This is a genomic window from Acinetobacter rongchengensis, assembly GCF_003611475.1.
GTDB classification, from domain to species: domain Bacteria; phylum Pseudomonadota; class Gammaproteobacteria; order Pseudomonadales; family Moraxellaceae; genus Acinetobacter; species Acinetobacter rongchengensis.
Genome location: NZ_RAXT01000018.1, coordinates 21510 through 46888 on the forward strand (window position 1 = coordinate 21510; position 25379 = coordinate 46888).

The 25379-nt window shown below is 38.4% G+C and carries 22 protein-coding genes; 10 read left to right on the plus strand and 12 right to left on the minus strand.

Annotation, left to right across the window (positions count from 1 at the left end; genetic code table 11):
- Positions 1-25: 25 nt before the first annotated feature.
- Positions 26-790 carry a nucleoside triphosphate pyrophosphohydrolase gene (gene mazG, locus D7V20_RS10190; RefSeq protein ID WP_120384181.1) on the minus strand — a complete coding sequence of 255 codons (765 nt, stop codon included), beginning with the start codon at positions 788-790 and terminating at the stop codon, positions 26-28.
- A 104-nt stretch (positions 791-894) separates the two neighbouring features.
- Between mazG and D7V20_RS10195 the strand changes: the two genes are divergently transcribed.
- Positions 895-1671, plus strand: a complete 777-nt coding sequence (locus D7V20_RS10195) for an SDR family oxidoreductase (protein ID WP_120384182.1) — start codon at positions 895-897, stop codon at positions 1669-1671.
- Between the two features lie 120 nt (positions 1672-1791).
- Here D7V20_RS10195 and D7V20_RS10200 read toward each other — a convergent pair whose 3' ends face one another.
- The 4 genes from D7V20_RS10200 to cysM form a co-directional block, all read right to left on the minus strand.
- Complete coding sequence (locus tag D7V20_RS10200) at positions 1792-4098, minus strand: RelA/SpoT family protein (RefSeq protein WP_120384183.1); 2307 nt, start codon at positions 4096-4098, stop codon at positions 1792-1794.
- Between the two features lie 27 nt (positions 4099-4125).
- Positions 4126-5520 carry a 23S rRNA (uracil(1939)-C(5))-methyltransferase RlmD gene (rlmD, locus tag D7V20_RS10205; protein ID WP_120384184.1) on the minus strand — a complete coding sequence of 465 codons (1395 nt, stop codon included), beginning with the start codon at positions 5518-5520 and terminating at the stop codon, positions 4126-4128.
- Positions 5521-5528: 8 nt separating this feature from the next.
- Positions 5529-6350 carry a 3'-5' exonuclease gene (locus D7V20_RS10210; protein WP_120384185.1) on the minus strand — a complete coding sequence of 274 codons (822 nt, stop codon included), beginning with the start codon at positions 6348-6350 and terminating at the stop codon, positions 5529-5531.
- A gap of 74 nt (positions 6351-6424) precedes the next feature.
- Complete coding sequence (cysM, locus tag D7V20_RS10215; protein ID WP_120384186.1) at positions 6425-7348, minus strand: cysteine synthase CysM; 924 nt, start codon at positions 7346-7348, stop codon at positions 6425-6427.
- A 312-nt stretch (positions 7349-7660) separates the two neighbouring features.
- On the opposite strand from cysM, the gene D7V20_RS10220 reads away from it, so the two are divergent.
- The 5 genes from D7V20_RS10220 (at position 7661) to rsfS (ending at position 13684) form a co-directional block, all read left to right on the plus strand.
- Positions 7661-10468, plus strand: a complete 2808-nt coding sequence (locus D7V20_RS10220; protein ID WP_120384187.1) for a GacS-like sensor histidine kinase — start codon at positions 7661-7663, stop codon at positions 10466-10468.
- A 147-nt stretch (positions 10469-10615) separates the two neighbouring features.
- On the plus strand, positions 10616-11404 hold the full coding sequence (locus D7V20_RS10225; RefSeq protein WP_120384188.1) for a crotonase/enoyl-CoA hydratase family protein: 789 nt from the start codon (positions 10616-10618) through the stop codon (positions 11402-11404).
- A 47-nt stretch (positions 11405-11451) separates the two neighbouring features.
- Positions 11452-12333, plus strand: a complete 882-nt coding sequence (locus D7V20_RS10230) for an NAD(P)-dependent oxidoreductase (protein ID WP_120384189.1) — start codon at positions 11452-11454, stop codon at positions 12331-12333.
- Positions 12334-12386: 53 nt separating this feature from the next.
- Complete coding sequence (locus D7V20_RS10235; protein ID WP_120384190.1) at positions 12387-13181, plus strand: hydroxypyruvate isomerase family protein; 795 nt, start codon at positions 12387-12389, stop codon at positions 13179-13181.
- 101 nt (positions 13182-13282) lie between these two features.
- Entirely contained in the window at positions 13283-13684 is a 402-nt protein-coding gene (rsfS, locus tag D7V20_RS10240; protein WP_120384191.1) for a ribosome silencing factor, read from the plus strand.
- Between the two features lie 96 nt (positions 13685-13780).
- Here the strand turns inward: rsfS and D7V20_RS10245 are convergent, their stop codons facing one another.
- The 4 genes from D7V20_RS10245 to D7V20_RS10260 form a co-directional block, all read right to left on the minus strand.
- Positions 13781-15025: an ammonium transporter gene (locus D7V20_RS10245; protein ID WP_235831626.1), complete on the minus strand. Its 1245-nt coding sequence runs from the start codon at positions 15023-15025 to the stop codon at positions 13781-13783.
- Positions 15026-15624: 599 nt separating this feature from the next.
- Positions 15625-17079, minus strand: coding sequence for an NAD(P)(+) transhydrogenase (Re/Si-specific) subunit beta (locus D7V20_RS10250; protein ID WP_120384192.1), 1455 nt, complete (start codon positions 17077-17079; stop codon positions 15625-15627).
- Between the two features lie 3 nt (positions 17080-17082).
- Positions 17083-17406: a proton-translocating transhydrogenase family protein gene (locus D7V20_RS10255; protein WP_004692331.1), complete on the minus strand. Its 324-nt coding sequence runs from the start codon at positions 17404-17406 to the stop codon at positions 17083-17085.
- An 11-nt stretch (positions 17407-17417) separates the two neighbouring features.
- Positions 17418-18545, minus strand: a complete 1128-nt coding sequence (locus D7V20_RS10260; protein WP_120384193.1) for a Re/Si-specific NAD(P)(+) transhydrogenase subunit alpha — start codon at positions 18543-18545, stop codon at positions 17418-17420.
- 910 nt (positions 18546-19455) lie between these two features.
- Between D7V20_RS10260 and D7V20_RS10265 the strand changes: the two genes are divergently transcribed.
- Together D7V20_RS10265 and D7V20_RS10270 are read left to right on the plus strand one after the other, a co-directional pair.
- Complete coding sequence (locus tag D7V20_RS10265; protein ID WP_120384194.1) at positions 19456-20382, plus strand: DMT family transporter; 927 nt, start codon at positions 19456-19458, stop codon at positions 20380-20382.
- A 34-nt stretch (positions 20383-20416) separates the two neighbouring features.
- The gene (locus D7V20_RS10270) at positions 20417-21289 is read left to right on the plus strand and encodes an LD-carboxypeptidase (RefSeq protein ID WP_120384195.1); all 873 of its coding nucleotides are present in this window, start codon (positions 20417-20419) and stop codon (positions 21287-21289) included.
- 59 nt (positions 21290-21348) lie between these two features.
- Here the strand turns inward: D7V20_RS10270 and D7V20_RS10275 are convergent, their stop codons facing one another.
- Complete coding sequence (locus tag D7V20_RS10275) at positions 21349-21933, minus strand: hypothetical protein (RefSeq protein WP_120384196.1); 585 nt, start codon at positions 21931-21933, stop codon at positions 21349-21351.
- A gap of 115 nt (positions 21934-22048) precedes the next feature.
- The gene (gene soxR / locus D7V20_RS10280; RefSeq protein WP_120384197.1) at positions 22049-22567 is read right to left on the minus strand and encodes a redox-sensitive transcriptional activator SoxR; all 519 of its coding nucleotides are present in this window, start codon (positions 22565-22567) and stop codon (positions 22049-22051) included.
- Positions 22568-22638: 71 nt separating this feature from the next.
- Here soxR and D7V20_RS10285 point away from each other — a divergent pair, with 71 nt between their 5' ends.
- Positions 22639-23070: a RidA family protein gene (locus D7V20_RS10285; protein WP_120384198.1), complete on the plus strand. Its 432-nt coding sequence runs from the start codon at positions 22639-22641 to the stop codon at positions 23068-23070.
- Positions 23071-23092: 22 nt separating this feature from the next.
- Positions 23093-24283, plus strand: coding sequence for an MFS transporter (locus tag D7V20_RS10290; protein WP_120384199.1), 1191 nt, complete (start codon positions 23093-23095; stop codon positions 24281-24283).
- A gap of 87 nt (positions 24284-24370) precedes the next feature.
- Here D7V20_RS10290 and D7V20_RS10295 read toward each other — a convergent pair whose 3' ends face one another.
- Complete coding sequence (locus D7V20_RS10295; protein ID WP_120384200.1) at positions 24371-25015, minus strand: HEPN domain-containing protein; 645 nt, start codon at positions 25013-25015, stop codon at positions 24371-24373.
- Positions 25016-25379: the final 364 nt, after the last annotated feature.

The window sequence follows — 25379 nt, forward strand, 5'->3', positions numbered from 1 at the left end:
TAATTCTGAAAAAACCATGAATAACCTAGTGTTTTAATTTTTGCTTTGCTTGATCCCAAAGTTGATCCATTTCTTCTAAACTCACATCTTCTAATCGTTTATTTTTTAAATTTATTTGGTTTTCAATATAAGCAAAGCGTGATTTAAATTTATGAATAGTGCGAAGAAGCGCCATTTCACTTGAGATACCTAGTTTACGCCCAACATTGATTAATGAAAATAAACAATCACCAAATTCTTCAGTGATTTCATCGGATTTTTGCAACTGAATTGCTTCTTCAAATTCAGCCAACTCTTCTTTGACTTTATCATAGGCTTGCGCAACATCTGGGAAGTCGAAACCAACCTTCGCCACATTTTTTTGAATATCCTCTGCTTGAGTTAAAGCAGGACCATGTTTTACTTCATCTAAGCGAGATAGAGATTTACCCTGTTTTTCTTGTTGTTTAATCTCTTTCCACAATGAAGATACTTGTTCAGGACTTAAATTCTCAAATTGATCTTTTTGGAAAACATGCGGATGACGACGAATTAATTTCTGACAAATCGCTTCAACAACATCGGAAAAATCAAAAGTACCTTGTTCACTATACATTTGCGATTGAAACACCACCTGCAACAACAAATCCCCCAACTCATTTTTCACTTCATTCACATCGCCAGAACGAACAGCCTCTTCGACCTCATACGCTTCTTCAATCGCGTATTGCGTTAAACTTTCAGGTGTTTGCTCACGATCCCAAGGGCATTCTGCACGCAGTTGTTTCATGATCGCCAGTAGCTGTTCCATTTTTATATCCTTAAAGATCAATAACAAATGACTTATCGGCCCTTGTTCCCATGCATATTTTATGTTCAACTCGCTACATGCAAAAACAAGAAAAGGGAAATTCAATGCGTCAAAGTATCTTCATTAGTGGTGCTGCACAAGGGATAGGTGCCGCAATTGCACGCCTATTCTACCAACAAGGTTATAAAGTTGGTATTTATGATATTAATGTCGATCAAGCTCAAATTTTAGCAGACCAATTAGGTCCTCACGCTAAAGCTGGAAAGTTAGATGTCAGTCAATACGATCAATGGCAAGTGGCTTTAGGCGAATTTGTCGAATGGGCAGGAGAACTCAATATTTTGGTTAATAATGCAGGGATTCTCTATTCAGGTGATTTTGAGAAAACAGATATTGCCGCACACCACCGAACCATCAATATTAATGTCAATGGTGTTTTGAATGGTTGTCATGCAGCTCTTCCTTATCTGAAAAAAGCAGCGTTTGCACGTGTGATTAATCTATCTTCTGCCTCAGCTATTTATGGACAAGCAGATTTAGTCTCATATTCAGCCAGTAAATTTGCAGTCCGAGGTATTACCGAAGGCTTGGATACCGAATGGCAAAAATACGGGATCCGTGTATTGGATGTCATGCCACTGTTTGTACAAACCAGTATGGTCAAAGACATGGATGCGGGAAGTATAAAAAACATTGGTGTTGATTTAACTCCACAAGATGTGGCTCATCAAATTTTCGCTTTAGCTAAAGCCAAAGGGACGATTCTGACGGCAACACATACTCCTGTAGGCATAAAAACTAAAGTCATGTACCAACTTTCCAGTATAAGCCCTCAATTTCTCAATCGTTTGAGTAATTTGGTGCTGACCCGAAAGTCATAAGGCGATCTCAATTCAATATTCTAATGAATCCAAAAATATTCAAAACGAATACTTTACAAAAATAACGTAGCGCCATTTAGGCAATAAAAAACCTGCTTAGCAGGTTTTTTATTGCAACACTTAGTTCCCTTGCACTAAGCGTCGTGCACTAATAATGCCAGGTTGTTGTTCTAATCTTGCCAGTAAACGAGAAAGTTGAGCTAAACCTTTCACTTCAATCAACAATTTCATATTGGCAATACCATCTGCTTCAGAAATCGTATTTACTTGACGAATATTAATTTGATCAGAGAAAATCACTTGGGTTAAATCTTTTAACAGACCACGGCGATCATAAGCTTCAACAACAATTTGTACACTTTGACCACGGGTTGGCTGCATTTCCCAATCTGCTTCTACAGCACGATCGGGCTCCAATTTGATCATACGCAGATAATCAGGACATGCAACTTTATGAATACTCACACCACGATTGAGTGTGATATACCCTGCGATTGATTCACCGTGTACAGGCTGACAACACTGCGCAATATGTAACTCAACGTTATCTAAACCATCAATCAAAATACCATGCGCAGATAGCGTATGACTTGCACGAGGATTCAACGTCGGCTTTAACACCAACTCAGGTTCATCCTGATCCAAATGCATATGGCGATTGACTTGATTAATCAGGGCATGAAGACTGATATCACCGCTGACCAATGAAACAAGAATATCGTCGCCCGATTTAACATTGAAATGATTGCAATAATCACTCAAATCAATACTTTTTGGATGAATCGCTAAGCGAGAAAGTTCTTTGTTGAGAATTTCACGCCCAACTTCTAAATTCTTACTACGATCTTGCTGTCTAAACCAATGACGTAACTTGTCACGAGCACGAGAGGTTTTGATATACCCCAAAGAGTTCACTAACCAGTCACGGTTTGGTTCACGATCTTTTTTGGTTAAAATCTCAACTTGTTCACCTGTTTTCAAGGTGTAAGTTAATGGTACATAGCGTTGATTGACACGTGCTGCATAGCATTTATTGCCGACTTCAGTATGCACATGATAAGCAAAATCAAGCACTGTAGAGCCACGTGGTAATTCTTTAATATCACCATCACGACTAAATACATAAATTTTCTCAAACCCTTCAAAATCTTGAATCTGCTCAAAATTTTCAGGTTCATCGTCATTGGCATGTGCACTGGTTTCAGTCCGCTCTTGATAATGCTCAAGTACAGCACGTAAAGAGTGCAAACGATGGTTAAATGAGTAATCTGTGGTTTTAGAACCTTCTTTATAGTTGAAGTGTGAACACACGCCCAACTCTGCTTCATTGTGCATCTCTTTGGTACGAATTTGAATTTCCAAAGATTTGTTTTCAGCAATCACCGCAGTATGTAAAGAACGGTATCCATTGGCTTTCGGGTTGGTGATATAATCATCAAACTGATGCGGAATATGTCGCCAAATTTGATGTACGATCCCAAGAGCGTGATAACACTCAGAAACAGACTTCACCAATACACGCAGTGCGCGTATATCATAAAGCTGATCAAAACTCAGACTCTTACTCTTCATTTTGCGGTAGATCGAATAAATATGTTTTACCCGACCTGAAATTTCAGCTTCGATATCATGTTCAGCCAATTCATGCTTCAAACGATCCACAACGAATTGAATATATTGCTCACGCTCTAAACGCTTTTCATTCAGTAACGAGGCAATTTCTTTATAGCGTTCAGGTGCCAAGTAACGGAAAGCAAGATCTTCAAGCTCCCATTTTAATTGGGCAATCCCTAGACGATGTGCCAAAGGTGAATAAATAGTTAAAATTTCACGTGCCACACGCTCCTGACGCTCTCTTGGAGAATGCGCCAATTCACGTAACGCAAAGGTACGCTCAGCCAATTTAATCAGTACAACACGAACATCTTCTGTGACAGAAATCAGCATCTTATAGATACCTGTCAAATGTTCACGTTGATTATTATTAAAATGATCTTCTAAACGTTTATTTTTTTCAATCAATTCAGAAAGTTTACCCATCGCCAGAGTACCTTTGACGAGGTTATATACTTGCTCACCGAACCGTTGTTGAATTTCATCTAAAGTGGTTAAGCCTTCACGCACACTACGATAAAGCACTGCTGCTGCCAGCGTATCTTCATCGACATGCAAATGTGCCAAAATATCCGCCATACCAATACCTGTTGAAAAAGTATTGGTACGATGATTGACTGTGGTCGCTAATTCTTTTTGTAATACTAATTGAGCAACTTCTTCTAACTGTATTAATTTAGCACCGTCTAAAATTCCACGCACACGATCTAGCCATGTCGCCAAAGCTTGTTGCGCTTTATCGGCATGCTCTACAGTCGCTTCGTCAGATAACTCATTGAGTTGATCTGGAAGCTGTTCACGAACTGTGACCATACCCTTCTCCTCTAACTCTATACTTCATTATAAATCGTTTATCTCTAATTTCTTTTCAAACAGTGCGATGGATTCAACATGCCCCGTATGGGTAAACATATCCATGACACCTGCTTTTTTTAACTGATACCCATGTTGTACCAAAATTCCAGCATCTCTCGCTAGGGTTGCTGGATTACATGACACATAAACGATTCTTTTTGCACCAAACTTTGGAACATAATGCATAACTTGCTCAGCACCTGCTCTCGGAGGATCAATCAATAATGCATCAAATCCTTGATTTGCCCAAGAATAATGTGAAAAGTCTTTTGTTAAATCTTGTGAATAAAATTTAACATTGGTTAAACGATTGTTCAGTGCATTTTGTGTACCGCGCTTAACCATTTCTTCACTCCCTTCAACCGCAACCACCTTCCCTGTCGCGCCTACTTGTGTTGCAAGCGGAAGTGAAAAATTCCCCAATCCACAAAATAGATCCAAAACAGTTTCGCCTTGTTGCAATTCAAGCAAATCACATGCCAGTTTAACCATTTGCTGATTGACTGTTGGATTGACTTGGGTGAAATCTGTAGGATTAAACTCAAATTCAACATCAAAATCATTTAAACGATAATGTAAATGCATTGCTGCTTGAGCATCGTCTACTCGATGTAAACTGTCTACACCAAACGGCTGTAAATACAACTGCCACTGTTTCTGTAACGCATATTCGCGCAATAGGTTGACATCATGCGCTTTTAATTTTTCAGTATGACGAACTAAAAGAGAAATTTCTTGATCACCTTTGGCTAATTCTATATGACCAATCGCATGTTTGCCTTTTAGACTTTCGAGTAATACTTTTAACTCAGGTAAAGCCTGATTCAAGGCTTGAGCCAAAATATTGCAACTTTGGATTTCGGTTAAATGATTGCTCTGCGCTTCTCGAAAACCCATGAGCAACTTATTTTGCTTCGGCAAATAACGCACACCAATCCGTGCTTTGTGACGGTAATCCGTTTGCTGTGAACGAATTGGTTCAAGCCATTGTAGCGGCGCTAAACCCGCAAAATGACTCAAATGCGATTTTAAAACCTCTTGTTTTAAACGGATCTGCTCATCTGGGTGAATATGCTGCATATTGCAGCCACCACATATTCCAAAATGAGGACAGAATGGTTCTATTCGATTCGGATTTGGGTCGCTGATTAACGCAATACTGTCCGCTTCTTCAAGCTTTGAAACTTGACGAGTAATCTGTGCTTTAACAGTTTCACCCGGTAAAGCATAACGAATAAAAACTTTCTTTCCGTTTTTATCAGTCGGGTGATCTGTATCCGTTCCATAGTGTGCAATCCCTCGCCCTTCGTGTGACAATCTCTCAACTTTAAAAATATACTGTGGAAGCTGAGATGGACGAGTTTTAGCTCTATGTTTCAAAGGAATACCTAATTGGGAATAGAAGAAAAATCTGAAGCAGTAAAATCCGTTCGTTGTGAAGTTTCACGCCAAACATTCAAGAACTCTTGCTGCTGCGGTTGACCCTGTAAATAATGAATAGTCGCCTGAATCCAAAGACGGTGATCATTCAAAGAAATCTGCCCTTTGAGCAAAGACCATCTTAAATAAATCAACCAAGTATTCAAAACATCACCTTCGCAATAACTGGTCAATGCCAACCATTGCTGCGTTTTCACATATTCGGGAACAAAATAACCTGAAATACCACGCTTACCAGGATAACCCAGTAAATGAGCAGCATCATCCAACTTCTGAAAATGTCGTCCATTGAACATTGCCATCACATCCATCAAATCAACATGACGTGTGTGGTAACGATTCTGATAGTTATTATACCTTTTTTGCGAATCAATCTCACCCTGATCAAATAAACTTGGTGCAGAAAGTCCATGATACATCGCACGGAATAAAATCACAGGAATATCAAATTGTGAACCATTCCAACTCACTAAGGTTGGATGACGCTTATCAAAAATAGATAAAAACTTTTGTAGAATTTCAGCTTCTGAATAATGCTCACGACTAAATGAAAACAGTTTGATTGAACCATTTTCATCGAGCCATAAGCCTGAAATGCATACAATTTCATGCAAGGCCAAGCGTTGAAAATCCATACCTGACTCTTGACGACGCAATTTTGCTAAAGCTTGTGCTAAATCATCTTCAGGTAAATCTAAACCATATAAATGCGCCCCTGATTTAAGATCAGTCAGGGTTTCAATATCGAACACTAAAACAGGAAGGCGCATAAATAAATTTACTCTAAGGCTAAAAAAGAAGCCGATTATTCATCATCGTTATAGATGATTTATTATGAAATCAGTTATGAATCAGCATCATCTACAGAAAACAATCCTGTTGATAAATAACGATCACCACGGTCGCAGACAATGCAGACAATCACAGCATCTGGATTTTCCTCAGCCAGCTTAACCGATGCCCACACCGCACCACCTGAGGATGTTCCTGCACTAATGCCTTCTTGGCGTGCTAAACGGCGTGCCGTTTTTTCAGCTTCGATTTGAGGAATATCCATAATACGATCAACACGTTTAGGATCAAAAATGGTCGGTAAATATTCTTGAGGCCAACGACGGATTCCCGCAATATTTGAACCTTCAGAAGGTTGCAAACCTACAATCTGAATCTCAGAATTTTGTTCTTTTAAATATTTAGAAATCCCCATGATCGTGCCCGTTGTGCCCATAGAACTCACGAAATGGGTAATTTTCCCCGCTGTTTGCTGCCAAATTTCAGGGCCTGTAGTGAGATAATGCGCTTCAACATTGTCAGGATTACCAAACTGATTTAACACCAAACCTTGACCTTCAGCCTGCATTTGTAAAGCCATATCACGAGCAGCTTCCATATTGGGTGCTTCGATCAATTCAGCACCATAAGCACGCATTGCATCTTTACGTTCTTGACTGGAATTCCCCGGCATGATCAGCTTCATTTTATAGCCACGCATTGCAGCAACCATTGCCAGTGCAATTCCTGTATTTCCACTGGTCGCTTCAATCAAAGTATCGCCCGGTTTAATCTGACCACGCTGTTCAGCCTTCATAATCATATTATATGCAGGACGGTCTTTTACAGAACCCGCAGGGTTGTTCCCTTCTAGTTTTGCCAATACTGTTGCTTGAGTATGACTTGCCAAACGCTGTAGACGCACCAAAGGAGTTTTCCCGACATAGTGGTCTAATAAAAATTCATTGGCTAAGAAATCAGATTGTGTATTACTCATGAATTGCACCTATATTGAGGTGGACGTATTGTATGAAAAAAAGTGTATAACTGCACATCTTTCAAGGTCATTTTAAGAACAATGCTCAAAACAACTCGATCAAGGAAAGTTAAACCCAAATAACAAAATAACGTTTAATTCAATAAAATTAAATAGATAACACCAAGATCCCACAACTTAGCATTAGAAGTGATAACCTTATCTTTAAATAAGCATAACTATTCTCGATTCAAAAGCTTTTTAATCATATTGTCATGCAGGATGAATAAAGCATGTTAATATTCTTTACATGGGCAATAAGTAGCTGGATCCATGTCGAATTTCAATAAAAAACTGTTTAAACGCTTAAAGCTCAATCACGCTTATGGGCAACTTATTGCGATGATTTTTGTGCCTATTATGATTATGGCATGTGTAGGTACTGCACTGGTTCTGTCCGAAACATCTGCAGCGGCAAAATCCAAACAACGCTTTGCTGCGATTGCTATCTTAAGTCGTTATCAATATACCACTGAGCAACTCACCAGTATCATCAATCAAAGCCCTGCTCAAAAAGCAAAAGCTGAAAACATTTTGCAAAAAATGTTTAATGAAAAATATTTACTTAGTGCTGCAGTTTTAGATGAACATAACGTGAATCATTTGAGTATTGGTTATCAAAATAAGCGTGACTGGCCCAATATTCCTAAAACTGATACTTTTTTTGGTCCAATATCGAGTAAACATAACAATATTTATGGACTAAAACTTAATCCAACCGAATCGGCCAAAGATATGTGGTTGGTGATTGAGTTGGATAATCAACCTTTAGAAATTGCACACTATCGTGTCATGATTGTGCTCATCACCACTGCATTATTCACCTTACTTTTACTGTTACTGTGTTTAAATTTTTATTCTCGACGCTGGATTGCGCCGATGTATGAAATTCGCATGCAATTACAACGTTTGAATGCAGATACATTAGATCAGCATATGATCATCAATAGCACTGGTGAGCTGCGTTTATTGCAGCGCGATATTGCCAATGTGGTAAAACGTTTACATTTCAGTTTTCTAGAGCTTAAAGAACATACTGAACAAACTGAAGATGATTTACGTCGCACCTTAGACACACTAGAAGTCCAAAATATTACGTATAAACAAGCACGTGACCAAGCAATTTCATCCAATCAGGCTAAATCGGTCTTCCTTGCCAATATCAGCCATGAACTGCGTACACCGTTAAACAGTATTGATGGTTTTATTCACTTGATGTTACGTCAGGACAATCTGAGTAATGACCAAAGCTTATATTTACAAACCATTCGCAAATCTTCTGCACACTTATTGGCACTCATCAATGATGTTTTAGATTTCTCAAAAATTGATGCAGGTAAATTAGAACTTGAAACTGCTCCTTTTGATTTGGAAGAAGCTATTTTTGACGTTATGGATATGCTGTCACCTTTGGCTGCACAAAAGCATATCGAAATGGCATTTTATTTTGCCGACAACGTTGCCAAGTATGTGATTGGTGATGCTTTACGCTTTAAACAAGTTTTGACCAATTTAATTTCCAATGCCATCAAATTCACGCCTGATGGTGAAATTATTGTTCGTGTACGTATGGAACATGATGATATTGGACAATGTTTACTGCATTTTAGTGTACAAGATAGCGGTATTGGTTTAAGTGGCACTGACCGTAAAAAACTATTTGAATCATTCTCACAAGGTGATGCATCCGTCACTCGCCAATTTGGCGGTACAGGTTTAGGTCTTGCCATTTCTAAACAGCTGGTTCACTTAATGCAGGGTCAAATTGGCTTTGAAGACAACCAAGAACGTGCGCCAACAGAAAAAGGTTCGACCTTCTGGTTTACTGCAATGTTCGTGGTGAATGAAGATGAAGAAATTGTTCATCCTTCATTTAAAGAAATGAAAGTTGTATCGTTCTTGGCACATCCTGCGACAGCCAATGTACTACGTCATTATTTAGAAGATTATCAAGTTCAACATACCGAAGCTCAATCGATTTTGGATCTATTTAGTCGCTTAAACAGTCTCGATCAGCAGTCTGAAAATACATGGCTGATTGTGGATCATAGCGGCGATACTGAAGCCTTATTGAAAGAAATTCGTCATCGTTATCAAGGTCATTTAGCTGTTTATGGCTATCAAATGTCGCTTGATCCAAACATGTTGAATGAATATAAAGCACGCCCATTGTACCAACCACTGAGCCGTAGTTCAGTGATTCAATTATTGAGCAATCAACCTGTATTTGATCAAGAATATCATCAAGACTTCAAAGGTCGTGATTTACATATTTTGGCTGTAGATGATCACTTACCGAACCTTATTGTTTTAGAGGCGCTCCTCGGTGAATTGAATGTCAAAACCACCAAAGCACAAAGTGGACAAGAAGCATTAAATTTAATTCAACATCGCATTGATCATGATGAAAAAGCATTTGATTTAATTTTCATGGACATTCAAATGCCAGTGATGTCTGGCATTGACACCACTCGTGCCATTCGTTCACTTGAGTCAACCTTAGATGATCTACGTATGCCAATTATTGCTTTGACCGCTCATGCGTTGGCAGATGAAAAGCAAAAACTCCTCAAAGTCGGTATGGATGACTATGTCACCAAGCCAATTCAGATTGAACAAATTATTCAGATTCTCACGAATTGGACTTCAGATACTTTTATTCAAACACATCAACAAGTTGAAAATTCTGTTTATATTGAAGCCTTTGATTCTGATATTTTAGATTGGAAACAAAGTCTAGCTTTGGCTGCCAATAAGGAAGATCTTGCTCAAGATTTATTGAAAATGCTGGTTGATAGCTTCCCAACAGAATTGGATGAAATTCAACAATTGGTTGAGCTTGAGGATTTCCCACAACTTGAACATGTATTACATCGTCTATACGGTGCAACGCGTTATGTCGGGACACCTAAACTACAACGTGCAACAGGGGAATTTGAACAATTCGTATCAACACTCAGAAAAGAACGTCGTAAAGCCGATGAAGCTTTTATTCAAGAAGTCATACAACGTTTAGATCATTTACAACTGGTGATCCATGAAGTTGAAACAGCCGCACAACAAATTTTTCCGACAGCCTAAATTCGCCCTAAAGATTTGAATCTATGGCAGGACTTATACTTTTCAGTGGCTTTGAAATCATTTTCCGTGACTCTCGTGTCATGCAACTGTTTTAAAGTCCATGCTATGCTGATGATTAAGGAAAAATAAGAGTTCAGAGTTGAGTTCATGGCACTATTACGTATCGAAAAAAATAATGGCATCGCAACGGTTTATCTCAATCGTCCAGATAAGCGCAATGCAATGAGTTTTGCACTACTGCGTGAATTGGTCAGCACAGCAAAGAAAATCAAACAAGACCGTTCGATTCGTTGTGTAATTCTGACTGGTGAAGCCAATGTGTTTAGTGCTGGAATTGATTTAGCTGATTTAAATAACCCGAAAAACAAAGCCTATGCGGCTTGGGAGTTGATTAAACCGGGCCAAAGTTTATTTCAGAAAGCATTCCTGATTTGGCAAGAACTTCCAGTACCTGTCATTGCTGCACTTGAAGGTTTTTGTTTTGGTGCTGGCATGCAATTGGCACTTGCGGCGGATATTCGCATTGCTCACCCAGACACAAAAATGTCGATCATGGAAAGCCGTTGGGGACTGGTGCCAGACATGGGCTTAACCCGTTCAATCAAAGGTGTTATTGGCATCGATTTAGCCAAAGAACTCACACTCACTGCACGAATTTTTGATGGTCACTATGCCAAAGAAATTGGTTTGATTACCCATGTCGATAATGCACCTTTGGCGAAAGCTCAAAGCATTGCAGCAGAAATGCTACAACGCTCACCTGATGCGCTGATGGCAGCAAAACGTGTTTTAGATGCAATGGAACATGAGCCAAAGAAATCTCTTCGTTTAGAAAAAATTTGGCAATTAAAATTACTTATGGGTAAAAATAGTCAAATTGCACGTAAAAAGGATAAACATCCAGAAGTACAATTCTTACCTCGCCAATATAAATAGTCTTTTGATCGTCTTTTCAAAATGATTCGAAATCGTTGAGTTGCAAAATGAGTTTTGATCGTAATCGTAAAATTGCCTTTTTAGGGATGGGACTGATGGGAAGCCGTATGGTCACCCGTTTAGTCCAAGCAGGATTTGATGTTGCTGTTTGGAATAGAACAGCCAGTGCTTGTGAGCCACTTATTGATATGGGCGCACATGCACTTGAGTTGGAGAATATTGGAGAATATCCGATTATTCTCACCTGTCTTGCAGATGATCAAGCAGCACAAGCTGTTTTTGAGCGTATTCATAAACAATTGAAACCTGCGCAAGTTATTGTTGACTTCTCAAGTCTATCCGTAGACAAAACCAAACAGCTTGCAAGCCTTGCAGCACAACAGCAGGTGACTTGGATTGACTCCCCTGTCTCAGGTGGGACTGCGGGTGCTGAAAATGGCACTTTGGTTATCTTTGCAGGGGGTGATGCTGAAATCATTCAAGATCTCAGTTTAATTTATAATGTGCTTTCACAACGTGTAACACGCATGGGAGACACTGGCACTGGACAAGCTACCAAGATTTGCAACCAGTTAATCGTGGCAGCCAACAGTACTCTCATCGCAGAAGCTGTCGCATTAGCAAGACAAGCAGGTGTAGATACCACATTACTCGCTCCAGCACTTGCAGGTGGTTTCGCAGACTCTAAGCCTTTTCAAATTTTGACACCACGTATGGCAACATATAGCTTTGAGCCTGTACAGTGGAAAGTACAAACCTTGTCAAAAGATTTAAATAATGCGATCAAACTTGCTCAACAATTTAACTTAGACATTCCTGTGGCAAAAAAAGCATTCATCCAACTACAAGATCATCAACAACGTGGTTTTGCGGAATCGGACTTAGCAACAGTTATTCAACAGGTTGAACATAAAGCAGTTGAAAAATAATGGATTGCCAACTACATTGGGAATAGAGACAATCTAAAGCAAGGAGCACGACGATGACTAAACTCGCAGTAAACCTATCGATGATATTTACTGAAGTGCCACTCATTGAACGATTTGCATTGGCTCATTCACATGGCTTTCAGCACATTGAAATTCAGTTCCCTTATGAGCTGAGTATTGACGATATTCAATCTCAACTTAAATTATATGATTTAAATCTTTGCCTGATTAATGTTCCTGCTGGCGATTTAATGCATGGTGGCTATGGGCTTGCAGGAATTCCAGGACGAGAAATTGCATTTCATCAAGCATTAGAGCTTGCGATTGAATACGCCAATGCGCTGAATGTACCCAGTGTTAATATTTTAGCAGGTAAACAACCTGAGGATGCTGACCTACTTCCTTGCTTAAATACTTTAGCCAACAACCTGAAACTCGCATGTCATATGTTGACCGATCATGGCATTCAACCTCTTTTTGAAATGATCAATGGTACGGATATGCCACGCTTTTTGATCCAAAATATCGCCCAAGCTCAAGAGATGTTAGAGGCTGTTCACCATCCCGCATTAAAGATGCAGTTCGACTGTTACCACATGGCAATGATGGGTGAGGATATACTCTCAGCTTTGAAAGAAAATATGGATTGGATTGGACATATCCAGTTTGCTGATTGCCCAGGACGCCATGAACCAGATACAGCACAAATTGATTACTCATCGATTTTTACATGGTTAAAACAAAGTGCTTACACTGGTTATATTGCGGCTGAATACAGACCACAATCTCATTCAAATCAATCTTTTGCATGGAAAGATAAATATTTCTCCAACAACCATACATATTGAACTGATCAACTAAAAATAGACTTAAGCGTTCTAGAATTTGAATTTTTAGAACAAAAGCGCTATATTAGAAGGTGAGATATTGTTTGGAAAATACACACTATATGAATTTAGAACCATCGCCCAGCGCTTCTAATTCTCACGAACTTGCAATGAACACCCAAAAACAAGATGTACGTACTTGCTTAAAAGTCGTGCAAGAAGCCCTACTTGATGTTAAAGCCAAAGATATAATCGAGCTCAATGTAAGTGCAATCAGCAATGTTGCCGATGCAATTGTTATTGCGAGCGGAACATCTACTCGCCATGTTAAAGCACTAGCTGACAATGTTGCTGAGGAAGCTCGTAAAGCAGGATTTCGCCCAATTGGTGTCGAAGGTGAGAGAGATGCTGAATGGATTCTAATCGATTTAGGATTAGTCGTCGTACATGTAATGCTACCTACTGCTCGTAAGTTTTATGACTTAGAAAGCTTATGGCGCACCACACCTGAAAGTGTAGCCTGATTTGAAAAAAGCGACTTTAAAGTCGCTTTTTTAATGCTTAGTATTTAGCTATTTCCTCTATTAAGAGGTAGATTTTTTCTATTGGATACATTTTACTTATTTGATTAAACCTGCATCTAAATTTACCATTTGTTTTCTTGTGGTGATCCAACACATACATTTAAAAACCACATAGGCGATGGTAAAACTCCAAACAAAATTCACAAAAATACCAAAGCTCTGAGCGATTAGACTTCCCTTACCAGCCAATTCAACTGTGGCATTCTGGTTAAAAGCAACCGCCAATGTTCCCCACATCCCACAAACACCATGCATAACTAACACATCTCGCACATAACGAGAATCTATCCATCGTGCCAAAATTCGAGGGGCATATAACGTTAATAAACCTGACACTAAACCAATAATAAATGCCAAAGATGAGCTAACAAATGCACAACTTGCCGTGATCGCCACCAAGCTACCCAGAGTGGCTTTAATCAATTCAGAGCCTGAAATCATTTTATGATTTAAAAATAAAGAAAATAACAAAGGAGAAATGATTGATCCGAATAAAGCTAAAAATGCATTGTTCACCACCCTGCCAATATCGACATGAATCGCAGAGATATACGTTACATTTAAACCAGACCACGCCAACCAAAGTACAAATCCAGCCAAAGCTAGAGATAATATTTTATAATCTTCAAAGATAAGATCTTTTTTAATAATTTCTTGTTTATATTTAGATTTTAAGGAGATATAAGCAGCTAAAACAATCCATGCAGCCGTTGAATGAACGACTGTTGAACCTGCAAAATCAATAAATCCTAAAGATTTTAACCAACCACCACCTAAAACAAGATTACCCCACACCCAACCACTAAAAAACGGGAAAATTACAGCAGCAATCAGCAAACCTGTCGTCCAATTGACTAGAATTGATGATGTACTGGGAATAATCCTTCCGACAACCGTGGTAATTGTTGTAGCCATCAAAGTATAAAAAAACAATATATTCCAGTGCCAACCCTGCATATGCGTTAGGTTTCTAGGACTATCGATAAAACCCCAAACCATTAGTTTTGAAAGGACAATTTCAAAAAGTACAGTTCCAACAATAGCTGAAATATAATTTATTATCAGGCTATAAATGGATTTGAGATTATGCTCATACCCCCCTTCAGCAACAGCAAAACCTGTCTGCATCAGAATGACAAAGGCACTACCATAAAATAAGATTTTAAAGTCAGGCACTGAGTTAAATACAGCAATATCATTTTCTAGAGAGGAAGTGAATGCATAACTTGGAAAGGTCAATAGGATTAAAATTAAACCTATTAACCACTTTAATTTCATCATTGGTACATCCAAAGTTACTGTGAGTTTCTGATTTTTTAAAATTTCACAATAATCATTAATTTCGACACCTAGGTATCACTTAGCTTGCCAAGTATAAAGTTTCTCAAAAAATAAAAAACCTCATTACATCGGATTGCTTATTACTTATTGTTTTTGATAAATTTATTTTATCGATTTTATTCAATATACGCAAAAATGCATAAAATATAACTTAATAACTATTGTTATATAGGGGGCTTAGAAAATAATACACACCCAAAACAAAATACTGACAAGTAGTTGATTATACTTAAAATTACAACAAAACAACTTATTACTGATTCAATCAATATACTAGCAGTAAAAATTGATAAAAATGAGTTAAATCTTCTACGGTTAGACTTTCATATTGTTGAAAATACTAACTATATGTTTTCTACGCTATAAAACACAAGAAATGAATCTAGCGATGAAAAATACCATTTCTCCTGTTTATTTTTTTGTATACAAATAAATGCGTTAGACCAGTCCATTTTTACACTGACATGCCACATCAATCACCCTTAAATACTCAAATAAAAAAACCACCCGAAGGTGGTTTTTATTCAATCACGCGAGAATTAGTGGCCGCCACCATTAATTGCTTTGGTCATCTCTTCAACAACTTTCTTAGCATCACCAAAGATCATCATGGTCTTGTCATTATAGAACAAGTCATTGTCTAAGCCTGCGTAGCCTGTTGCCATAGAGCGCTTAATCACCATGATTGTACGTGCTTTATGTGCTTCAAGGATTGGCATACCATAAATTGGCGAACTTGGGTCATCTTTAGCAGCTGGGTTTACAACGTCATTCGCACCGATGACAAGAACTACATCTGTTGCAGGGAAATCTGAGTTGATCTCATCCATTTCCAAGATGTCCTCATAAGCAACATCCGCTTCTGCAAGAAGTACGTTCATATGACCAGGCATACGACCTGCAACTGGGTGAATGGCAAAACGAACAGTTACACCTTGCTCTTTCAGGATTTCACACAATTCTTTTACTGCATTTTGTGCACGACCTTGTGCCATACCATAACCTGGTACGATCACAACACTGTCCGCATTTGACATCAAGAAACCAGCATCATCCGCAGAACCTGAACGGTAGTTACGTTGAACTTGTTCACCTTTATCAGCCGATGCTACAGCTGCTCCGCCCATTGCACCACCAAACAATACGTTGATGATAGAACGGTTCATCGCTTTACACATGATGTAAGACAAAATCGCACCAGAAGAACCAACAAGTGAACCCGCAACGATCAACATGTTATTTTCAAGTGTAAAACCGATCCCAGCAGCAGCCCAACCAGAGAATGAGTTGAGTAACGATACCACGACAGGCATATCACCACCACCGACCGGTGCAATCCATACCCATCCGAATGCCAATGCCAATACTGTCATTGCCCAGAATGCATTCATGTTACCTGTCGTGAAGAAGTAGATACCACACGCCAACATCGCTAGGAAAATGGTTGCTTGGACAGGTTTAACCCATGCACCAGAAATTGTTTTTGCCCATTTTTTCGCAGCCAGCTTACCATAAGCGAATACAGATGCCGTAAAAGTAATTGCACCAACAAAACAGCCAACGAACAATTCAAATAAATGAACTTTGCTCATATGTGCATGTTGTACACCCGCAGCAGTTAATGCAGTTTCATTTTCTGCAAATAAAGCAGTCAGTTGGTTATTATGCAAAATTGCAGCAACTGCAATCAACACAGCAGCAAAACCAACAAGTGAGTGCATTAAAGCCACAGTTTCAGGCATTTGTGTCATTGGAACAGTACGTGCACGAGCAATACCTACGACTGCACCAAGTACCATTGCGCCCACAATCATCCAAATCACAGGATGATCTGCCACGAAGAAGGTCGTGATTACAGCAATCGCCATTGCGATCATACCGTAACGGTTACCTGCGATCGCAGTTTTAGGACCTGACAAACCACGTAAGGTTAAAATAAAGAGGACAGCACCGATTAGGTAGAACCAATCCGCATAGTCTCGAATAAATTCCATGTATTAGCCCTCTTTTTTCTTTTGCTTTGGCTTGAACATTTCAAGCATACGTGCTGTAACTGCAAAGCCACCGAAAATGTTGATACTTGCTAAGAACACTGCAATCGCACCTAAGATGCTCACCACATTGACACTTTGGAATGCAACATTTGCATCGACACCAATCGCTGGTATACCGACTGTTTGAATCATAGCACCGACTACAATGATCGATGACAAAGCATTGGTCACAGCCATAAGCGGTGTATGCAATGCAGGTGTAACACCCCAAACCACGTAGTAACCAACAAAGATGGCTAAGACGAAAATAGTAATAGTTTCAACCATGATGACTCTCCTTAACCACGCTTGAGCAGTACTTGACCGCCATGAGTTACTAGAAGTGCTTTTTGAATTTCATCTTCTTGATTGATCACAAAGTTTTTCTCTTGATCAAATAAAGTTTCAATGAAATTAAATACATTACGTGCATACAGTGACGATGCTTCAGTCGAAACTGTAGAAGGAATGTTTGGAATACCCAAAATAGTTACACCATTGTCAGTGACAACATTTTCACCATTCTTAGAGCCTTCAACGTTACCACCTGTTTCAACCGCCATATCAAGAATGATTGAACCCGGTTTCATTTTGGCAACAGTTTTAGCTTTGATTAAACGAGGTGCATCACGACCTGGTAGAAGTGCAGTTGTAATCACGATGTCCGCATTTGATACCGCTTTATCTACGATGATGGCTTGGTCTTTGATGTATTGCTCACCTGGCATCCATCCATAACCATTTTTAGCAGCATCAGCAGCTTTTTGCTTTTCTTCATCAGACATAGGCACGTCTAACCACTTACCACCCAGTGATTCCACTTGATCACGTGCAGTTGGACGTAAATCTGTTGCTTCTACGACCGCACCCAGACGTTTTGCAGTCGCAATCGCTTGCAAACCAGCAACACCAACACCCATGATCACAATACGGGCAGGCTTAACCGTACCAGCAGCCGTCATTAGCATTGGGAACATACGTTGATATTCCGCAGCAGCTAAAAGTACTGACTTATAACCCGCAAGGTTGGCTTGAGAAGACAATACGTCCATGTTTTGCGCACGAGATAAGGTACGTGGCAAAAGTTCTAACGCAAATGCAGACACTTGTTGTGACGCAAATTGATCGAGCTCTGTATTGCGGTAAGGATCAAACATTGCAACGACGGTTGTACCAGCAGCAAGTTTTTGAATTTCGTCACCATACGGTGCACGAACTTTCAAAATAATTTGACTGCCTGCATAAGCATCGTCTGTAATTTTTGCACCAACCTGTTCATAGGCACTGTCAATAAAAGCGGCTTTTTTACCAGCTCCACGTTCAATGACTACACTATGACCAGCGCTGATCAACTTTTTTACTGTTTCTGGTGTAGCAGCAACACGGTTTTCACCAGTAACAGTTTCTGTTGGGATACCAATCTGCATGAGCGTTCCTCAAGCTAATTTTTCTTCAAGTAAACATCGTGAAACACGATATTTTCCTCAGGATGCGTTCTTATGTACTTTTGGATTCTAATTGAACTTCAATAAAATGCCACCCAGTATTTATTTAATAAATACCCATATTTTGAACTGATGATTCACAAATATCATTCTACGACATACCAGGTATTCATTTTCATTGCACTTAATTTGAACAATTTTCTACTATTTTTGATAAATCTGTATTTTTACGCACTATATTGCTGTTTTTTTATGCTCAGTGCTGAACTGTAATTTTCTTAGGAAAGATCATAAATTGGCATTTTAGGCATACCACACTTTATTGGGCTTAATTTTTTAATCTTTAAATAACTAAGAAAACCAGCCTATTCGTGATGATACAATTTCAAATTGGCCTTTCTGACAAGATATAGCATGATTTTAAAGATCTAAATTGGCTATTTATGTCATTCTTCATGTCAAAAGTGTGAGTTTAATTGATTCCTTTTTTTAATTTAATTAATAAAAAAAAGTACTTAAAATATCCCGCTATGCAACACATTCCCACCATTAGATTAAATACATAAAAAACATATTTTAACGCCCTCATCATTTTATCAAGTAATACTACAATCGAATATTTTGGGTATATCTTAAAAATGCACCATTTTTGTGCTGTTTTTAGACCTATTCAGATGGCATTTTTCCTTCTTCTCAAATATTTTCCTGTATTTTTCATGTTTTTATTATTTTGATACATATTTATTGCATTTTAAATATTTCCTCTGCATTCCATATAGACCTATTACATTTTTTGATTGAATTGATTCTTTTTTTGCATTTTCCCTCTGCATCACCTACCACTATACTTCTTATCAGTTTTGATTTATCCCCTATCAACAAAGTAGCTCACATGAAATTCACACTCTCCAGCACTCAGGTTGGTTCGCTGTTCGCACTTGGTGCTGCATTTTTATTTAGCACCAAAGCGATTTTCATTAAACAAACCTATGCACTGTCTCCATTGGTGGATGGAACTGTATTAATGGCTTTGAGAATGGCAAGTGCGCTTCCTTTCTTTTTACTGCTTTGCTGGTTTAATCGCCATCATAATAAAAATATCAAAGCAAAAGATTGGGGCATGCTAATTTTAGCAGGTTTGATTGGTTACTATTTTTCGAGTTGGTTGGATTTCGCAGGCTTAATGTACATCAGTGCCTCATTAGAACGAATTATTCTATTTTTATACCCAACACTTACCGTTGTATTGACCAGTGTTATTTATAAGCAAAAACTAAGTTTAAAAACCATCATTGCTATTGCTTTAAGCTACGGTGGTACTGTAATTGTGATGCTACAGGAACAAAATACGGTATCGCATGAAGGCAGTTTTTGGTGGGGTGTCAGCCTAGTCTTTGCCAGTGCCGTGTGTTTTGCTAGCTATTTGTTAATGACGCCACGCTTAATTCAAAAGTTTGGCTCTTGGAACTATACAGGTTTAGCTCTCAGCATCGCATGCTTCGGGACATTGGTTCATTTTATGATCGCAACGCCAAATCCGCTTCAATTACTTACACAACTTCCTACACAAGTTTTGTGGTATGGCATAGCCTTGGGATTATTGGTGACTGTTTTACCTACCATATTTATTGCGCAAAGTATCTCACGCTTAGGTGCTGCTCAATCTGCCATGATCGGCTCAATTGGTCCTATTCTCACCATTATTTTAGCCGTTGCTTTGTTAGGCGAGCACATGAATGCGATACAATGGTTGGGTTGCTTGTTAAATATCATCGGTGTCATGATGATCACCTTGTCTAAAAAGAAACTTGCACATTAAAGCTTAAATACTCAATACATCAATCGGGACATATATGCACTTCAAAATTGTATCGCCAAGCGCATGCGTCGATATTGAAAATATTCAATTGGCTCAAACTCAGCTTGAAAGTTTGGGACATCAAGTCAGTTTGGGGCAGCATGTATTTTCACAATATCGTTATTTGGCAGGAACAATCGAACAGCGCATTGAAGATTTAAAACAAGCCTGTTTAGACCCAACAGTCGATGCGGTTTGGTGTGGTCGTGGTGGTACAGGGGCAGCAATGTTACTCCCTTACTTAGATAAATGGATTTTAAATAAACCGATTATTGGCTATTCAGATACAACCGTCTTATTAAATTATGTCGCAATGCATGGTGGTAAAGCACTGCATGCACCTGTTTTCCAAGAAATTGCTGTTAAAAATTTAGATGGTAGCCTATTGTCTTATAATGCGTTAAAAACCATCAGCTTATTCAATACTGATCAAGATAGAGTACAGCATTATGCATTAACCAGTTTGAATGGTTTTACTCAAGATCAAGTACTTGAAGATGTAAAAATCTTAGGTGGAAATTTAACTGTTCTATGTACGCTACAAGGTACGCCATACCATCTTCAACTTCGTCAACCTAGTGTATTGTTGATAGAAGATGTCGGCGAACCCTTTTATAGAATTGAGCGTTGTTTGACTCAGCTTTTACAAAGCATTGATATCTCGAATTTAAAAGCGGTAATTTTAGGTGACTTTTATCAATGCCCTCAAAAAAATGTTCCGCAAACGATTGCTGAAATTGCCAATGAACATTTAGAACCTTTAGGCATAGCTCTGTATCAATGTGAATGGTTTGGGCATGGGCAACATAATCGTCCGTTTTGGATTGGTAAAAATGGCAAGATTATTGACTCACAATTGATTTTATAAAGCTGAGGTTTTGCTGCTGATACAACACAAAAGTAAGCAGGGCATAATTCATGTAATGTTCATTCTACTGAGCAATGCCTTTTTAGCTTTTTTGTAAATTGATCAATATCTTTATAATAAGTTAGAGTGCTACTAATCGTGAAATACAGCGCAATCACCCAAAACCAGAAAGCAGTAAAATGCAGTGAGTTTTGCGTTGATACAACCATCGATATGGTGATTAACCACCAAATCCCCAAAAATAAAAAAGGGGCTTTGCTGTAATTTGCGTTGAACTGTAAATCTTCTTGGACCTTCCTACGCATTTTCAATTGATAGGTGATGTCTTGAACATCAATATCATTGCGATATTCATGTGCACTCTTAAATACTTTTAAAATTGGAAAACCTTCTTCTAAAGCGACCTCTTGCAAGGTACTGAGTGACATAGGCTGATGGTGATTTAGTCCATAAGCAATGCTAAATAGATACTTTAATCCTAGTTTCTTCAGATGCTTTAACCTTATTTCATTTAAAACTGTATTCAGTAATACAATATCCTGCTCCACTTTCTCTAAGATATTTCTTATTTCAGTAATTTTTTCTTTGCCTATGAAAAAAACAAAAAATACAGCAAGTGTTAAGATTGCACCAAAGACCAACATACCCAAAATCAACAATTTACGCCCCCATTTATTGATTATGTATTTCTATATTTTAGTCAAAAATTTGAAATGAAAGTTATGTATTTATATAAAATTCAAATATCTACCGATAATCTTAACGCTCATCCAACTGTTCGTCTATTGGCGAGTTTAATAAATTCATCAAAACATCTTGAAAATGAGCCCCCGCAGATTCCTGCCCCATTTGATCATCAGGATTACGCAAAGGACATTGTTGTAAAGACAAACAACCACAGCCAATACACTTATCCAATTGCTGTCGCAATTTTAATAAATTGATAATCTGCTGATCCAATTGAGCTTGCCAAGTTTGTGACATATTTTGCCAATCTGCTTTACTCGCCACTTGATGTTTAGGTAAGACCTGAAATGCATCTTTAACCTGTTGCAAGCTAATCCCCACCTGTTGCGCAATCTTGATAATGGCAACACGGCGTAACATCGCCCGTTGATAACGACGCTGATTGCCCTGAGTCCGTGTACTCCAAATCAACTCTTTTTCTTCATAAAAACGAATCGCAGGAACACTGACATCGCTACGTTGTGCCAATTCGCCAATCGTTAACCAATGGTGTAACCCCTTTTCATTTTCTTTTTCATTGTGTACTTCCAATTTACACTTGACCTCAAGTTAACTTGAGCTTTGATACTAGCAAATATTTTAAGCTATTGTGAGTACGCAACGTGAATTCAACACCTGAATTGTGGCAAATCAAATCATTCGAGATGTTTAACCCAAATACCCTTTATAATCCAAATGCATTTGCGTATAGTCATGTCGCTGAAGTGCGTCATTATTTGCGTATTCTTCACATATCTGGACAAGGTGGTGAAAACCAACAAGGACAACTATCCAAAGATTTTGCGCAACAAGTTCATCAAGCGTTTTCAAATGTTCAACATGTTTTAGATGAAGTCGATGCATCAATATTGGATATTGCTGTTTTAAGAATACTCGTGGTTGATCACAGCCCTAAAAAACATCAGTTTTTAATTCAGGAAATGCAACAGCGTTGGAAAGGTCACGCGTTTCCAGCCTGTACCCTCATTCCTGTCCCGTGTCTTGCTTTACAAGGGATGCTCATTGAAGTTGAAGCAACCGCTTATTGTATGTAACTCCAAGAACTAGGAAACCTTTATGAATGCTCAACTCGATATTAGCCAAGATAAAGCACTGCTTTGGTTAATGGCGATTGCCTGTGGTTTATGTGCAGGAGCAAACTATTATTGCCAACCGTTGATTCATTCAATTCAACAATATTTTCAAGTCCCTGAGTCACAAGTCGCTTTAACCGTAACTTTTGCTCAGGTGTCTTACGCCCTCGGATTATTATTTATTGTCCCCATGGGTGATATTGTTAATAAAACTAAATTCATTCCACTTCTCATGTTTTTTGCCGCAATCGGATTATTTATCTGTGCCTTTGCTGTCAATCTGCCGATGCTATGGGCGGGTACGATACTGGTCGGGCTATTTTCCGTTGCTGCACAAGTTTTGATCCCTCTAGCAACAATGGCGGTACAGCCTGAAAAAACAGGTGAAGTTGTTGGTTTTTTAATGAGTGGGCTTTTGGTTGGACTATTACTTTCCACCAGTTTGGCAGGTTTATTTTCAAATTTAGTCAATTGGAAATTGATCTACATCGTGAGTTCTATTTTGATGTTAATTTTAGCATTGATGCTCAAAAAACGTCTGCCTCATGTACCGACTGCTAAAATGAGTTATGGCAAAATTTTCCAGTCGATGGCAGTACTTTTATTGGAAGAAAAACGTCTAATTTACCGCTCATTGATTGGTGGTTTTGCCTTTGCAGCAATGAGTACCCTATTTTCAACGATTGCTGTTTTACTCACATCTGAACCGTTTAAACTGCCTGATGTTATGGTCGGTGTTACGACACTTATTGGTGTATTTGGTGCACTCAGTACGACTAAAATTGGAAAAATCGCAGATCAAGGCTATACCTCTTTACTGACTTGGGTTGGCGTTGCCATTTTAGCGACCAGTTGGATATTTTTATATTTTGGCGGAACCTCACTCATCAGTTATATCTTAGGTTATGGCATTATTAGTTTAGGTTTAGCGATTGTACATACCAGCAATCAAAACATTATCTTTAGACTACGTCCAAATGCCAAATCACGGATCAACTCTATTTACATGACTGTATATTTTACGGGTGGCGCATGTGGTTCTGCGCTCGGTGTTTACGCATGGCATCATGGTGGTTGGACAATGACCTGTATGGTCGGTTTATGCTTAGTGGCAGGCTCTGCACTGTTTGCATTATTAGACCGTTTGCTTTTACCAAAAACTCAAACTGCTTGAATACTTAAATATTGAATAGAAAAAATCCTTCGAATATCGAGGGATTTTTTTTAGCTCTCTTATTTTAAAATGTCCATGCGCAATACATTAAGACATTTGTTGCACAGGATAAAACGGTTTACCCAAGTCAAACTTGGCAGGATTTTCTAAAAGGATAAACAGCAATCTCGGTAAAATTGCGCTTAAAATCATGCAGCCCTCATAAAGTTGCTTACGATTTATCGCACTATTATATGTTGATCCACCTTGTTGGAGCTGATTTTTCAAGGTAATTAGTCGATTAAAAACAACGAAAAGCAAAGTAAGTGTATCTTTAGATTGCACAGCTTGATGAATTTGCTTTTTTTCCATTTCAAAAGCGTCTTTCCAAGCCATTTGGCTGATTGTTTTATTTTGCTGATCCCAAAATAGCTGAAAAGTGTATGGGCTTTCTATGATTCGACTCATCAATGGACTAAGCTTATCCCAAACTAAATGATAGATTTTATGTTCTTGGTCTGCTTTTAGAACGTCACTCAGGAATCGCGTGAAGCCTTGGTTATCCAGTGTTTTTCCAATTTCTTGTGCATAAGCTGCATTTAAACTCACCCATAGACTCATGAATTTAAGGTCAATATCCTCATCTAATTGGGTCGCTTTTTTAAACCAACTGAGACTGCGCTGAATACGCAAGTTAAAGTAATCTGAATTTTCTGGCTTTTTACTTTTATAAATTTCTTCTAAAACAAACATCTACTTTCTCAATATCATATTGTTATTTATTAAATTAATCCTATTGGATTTAAAAAAACTACTCAAGATATTTTTAAGTGTTTTGATTTGAGCACTCGACTTGATAAACCCGTATTGCACTCTGCCAATCTGTTTAATTGATGAGCTCAATTCAAAAAATGCAGTACAAGATGAATGATTATCCAACTGCTTTTTCTTTTGACATAGATTGGATACTTCTGAACACCACAAAGCTACTACAGTTAAATAACCAATTTTCAGCCTGATCCGCGAGTTTAAGATGTACAAAGACACTTTATTGAAACGTATTGATTGATAGACAAAATGTAATGGCCCACTAAAGTTCGTTCTATAGGGCCACTGA

Bases quoted from the DNA above. Each gene is read 5' to 3' on its own strand.
- D7V20_RS10270 (WP_120384195.1), top strand. From the start codon at position 20,417: ATGCACTTCAAAATTGTATCGCCAAGCGCATGCGTCGATATTGAAAAT.
- D7V20_RS10235 (WP_120384190.1), top strand. From the start codon at position 12,387: ATGACTAAACTCGCAGTAAACCTATCGATGATATTTACTGAAGTGCCA.
- D7V20_RS10250 (WP_120384192.1), bottom strand. From the start codon at position 17,079: ATGGAATTTATTCGAGACTATGCGGATTGGTTCTACCTAATCGGTGCT.
- D7V20_RS10230 (WP_120384189.1), top strand. From the start codon at position 11,452: ATGAGTTTTGATCGTAATCGTAAAATTGCCTTTTTAGGGATGGGACTG.
- D7V20_RS10295 (WP_120384200.1), bottom strand. From the start codon at position 25,015: ATGTTTGTTTTAGAAGAAATTTATAAAAGTAAAAAGCCAGAAAATTCA.
- D7V20_RS10245 (WP_235831626.1), bottom strand. From the start codon at position 15,025: ATGATGAAATTAAAGTGGTTAATAGGTTTAATTTTAATCCTATTGACC.
- D7V20_RS10200 (WP_120384183.1), bottom strand. From the start codon at position 4,098: ATGGTCACAGTTCGTGAACAGCTTCCAGATCAACTCAATGAGTTATCT.
- cysM (WP_120384186.1), bottom strand. From the start codon at position 7,348: ATGAGTAATACACAATCTGATTTCTTAGCCAATGAATTTTTATTAGAC.
- mazG (WP_120384181.1), bottom strand. From the start codon at position 790: ATGGAACAGCTACTGGCGATCATGAAACAACTGCGTGCAGAATGCCCT.
- rsfS (WP_120384191.1), top strand. From the start codon at position 13,283: ATGAATTTAGAACCATCGCCCAGCGCTTCTAATTCTCACGAACTTGCA.
- D7V20_RS10290 (WP_120384199.1), top strand. From the start codon at position 23,093: ATGAATGCTCAACTCGATATTAGCCAAGATAAAGCACTGCTTTGGTTA.
- D7V20_RS10255 (WP_004692331.1), bottom strand. From the start codon at position 17,406: ATGGTTGAAACTATTACTATTTTCGTCTTAGCCATCTTTGTTGGTTAC.
- D7V20_RS10220 (WP_120384187.1), top strand. From the start codon at position 7,661: ATGTCGAATTTCAATAAAAAACTGTTTAAACGCTTAAAGCTCAATCAC.
- D7V20_RS10225 (WP_120384188.1), top strand. From the start codon at position 10,616: ATGGCACTATTACGTATCGAAAAAAATAATGGCATCGCAACGGTTTAT.
- D7V20_RS10210 (WP_120384185.1), bottom strand. From the start codon at position 6,350: ATGCGCCTTCCTGTTTTAGTGTTCGATATTGAAACCCTGACTGATCTT.
- D7V20_RS10275 (WP_120384196.1), bottom strand. From the start codon at position 21,933: ATGTTGGTCTTTGGTGCAATCTTAACACTTGCTGTATTTTTTGTTTTT.
- D7V20_RS10260 (WP_120384193.1), bottom strand. From the start codon at position 18,545: ATGCAGATTGGTATCCCAACAGAAACTGTTACTGGTGAAAACCGTGTT.
- D7V20_RS10195 (WP_120384182.1), top strand. From the start codon at position 895: ATGCGTCAAAGTATCTTCATTAGTGGTGCTGCACAAGGGATAGGTGCC.
- D7V20_RS10265 (WP_120384194.1), top strand. From the start codon at position 19,456: ATGAAATTCACACTCTCCAGCACTCAGGTTGGTTCGCTGTTCGCACTT.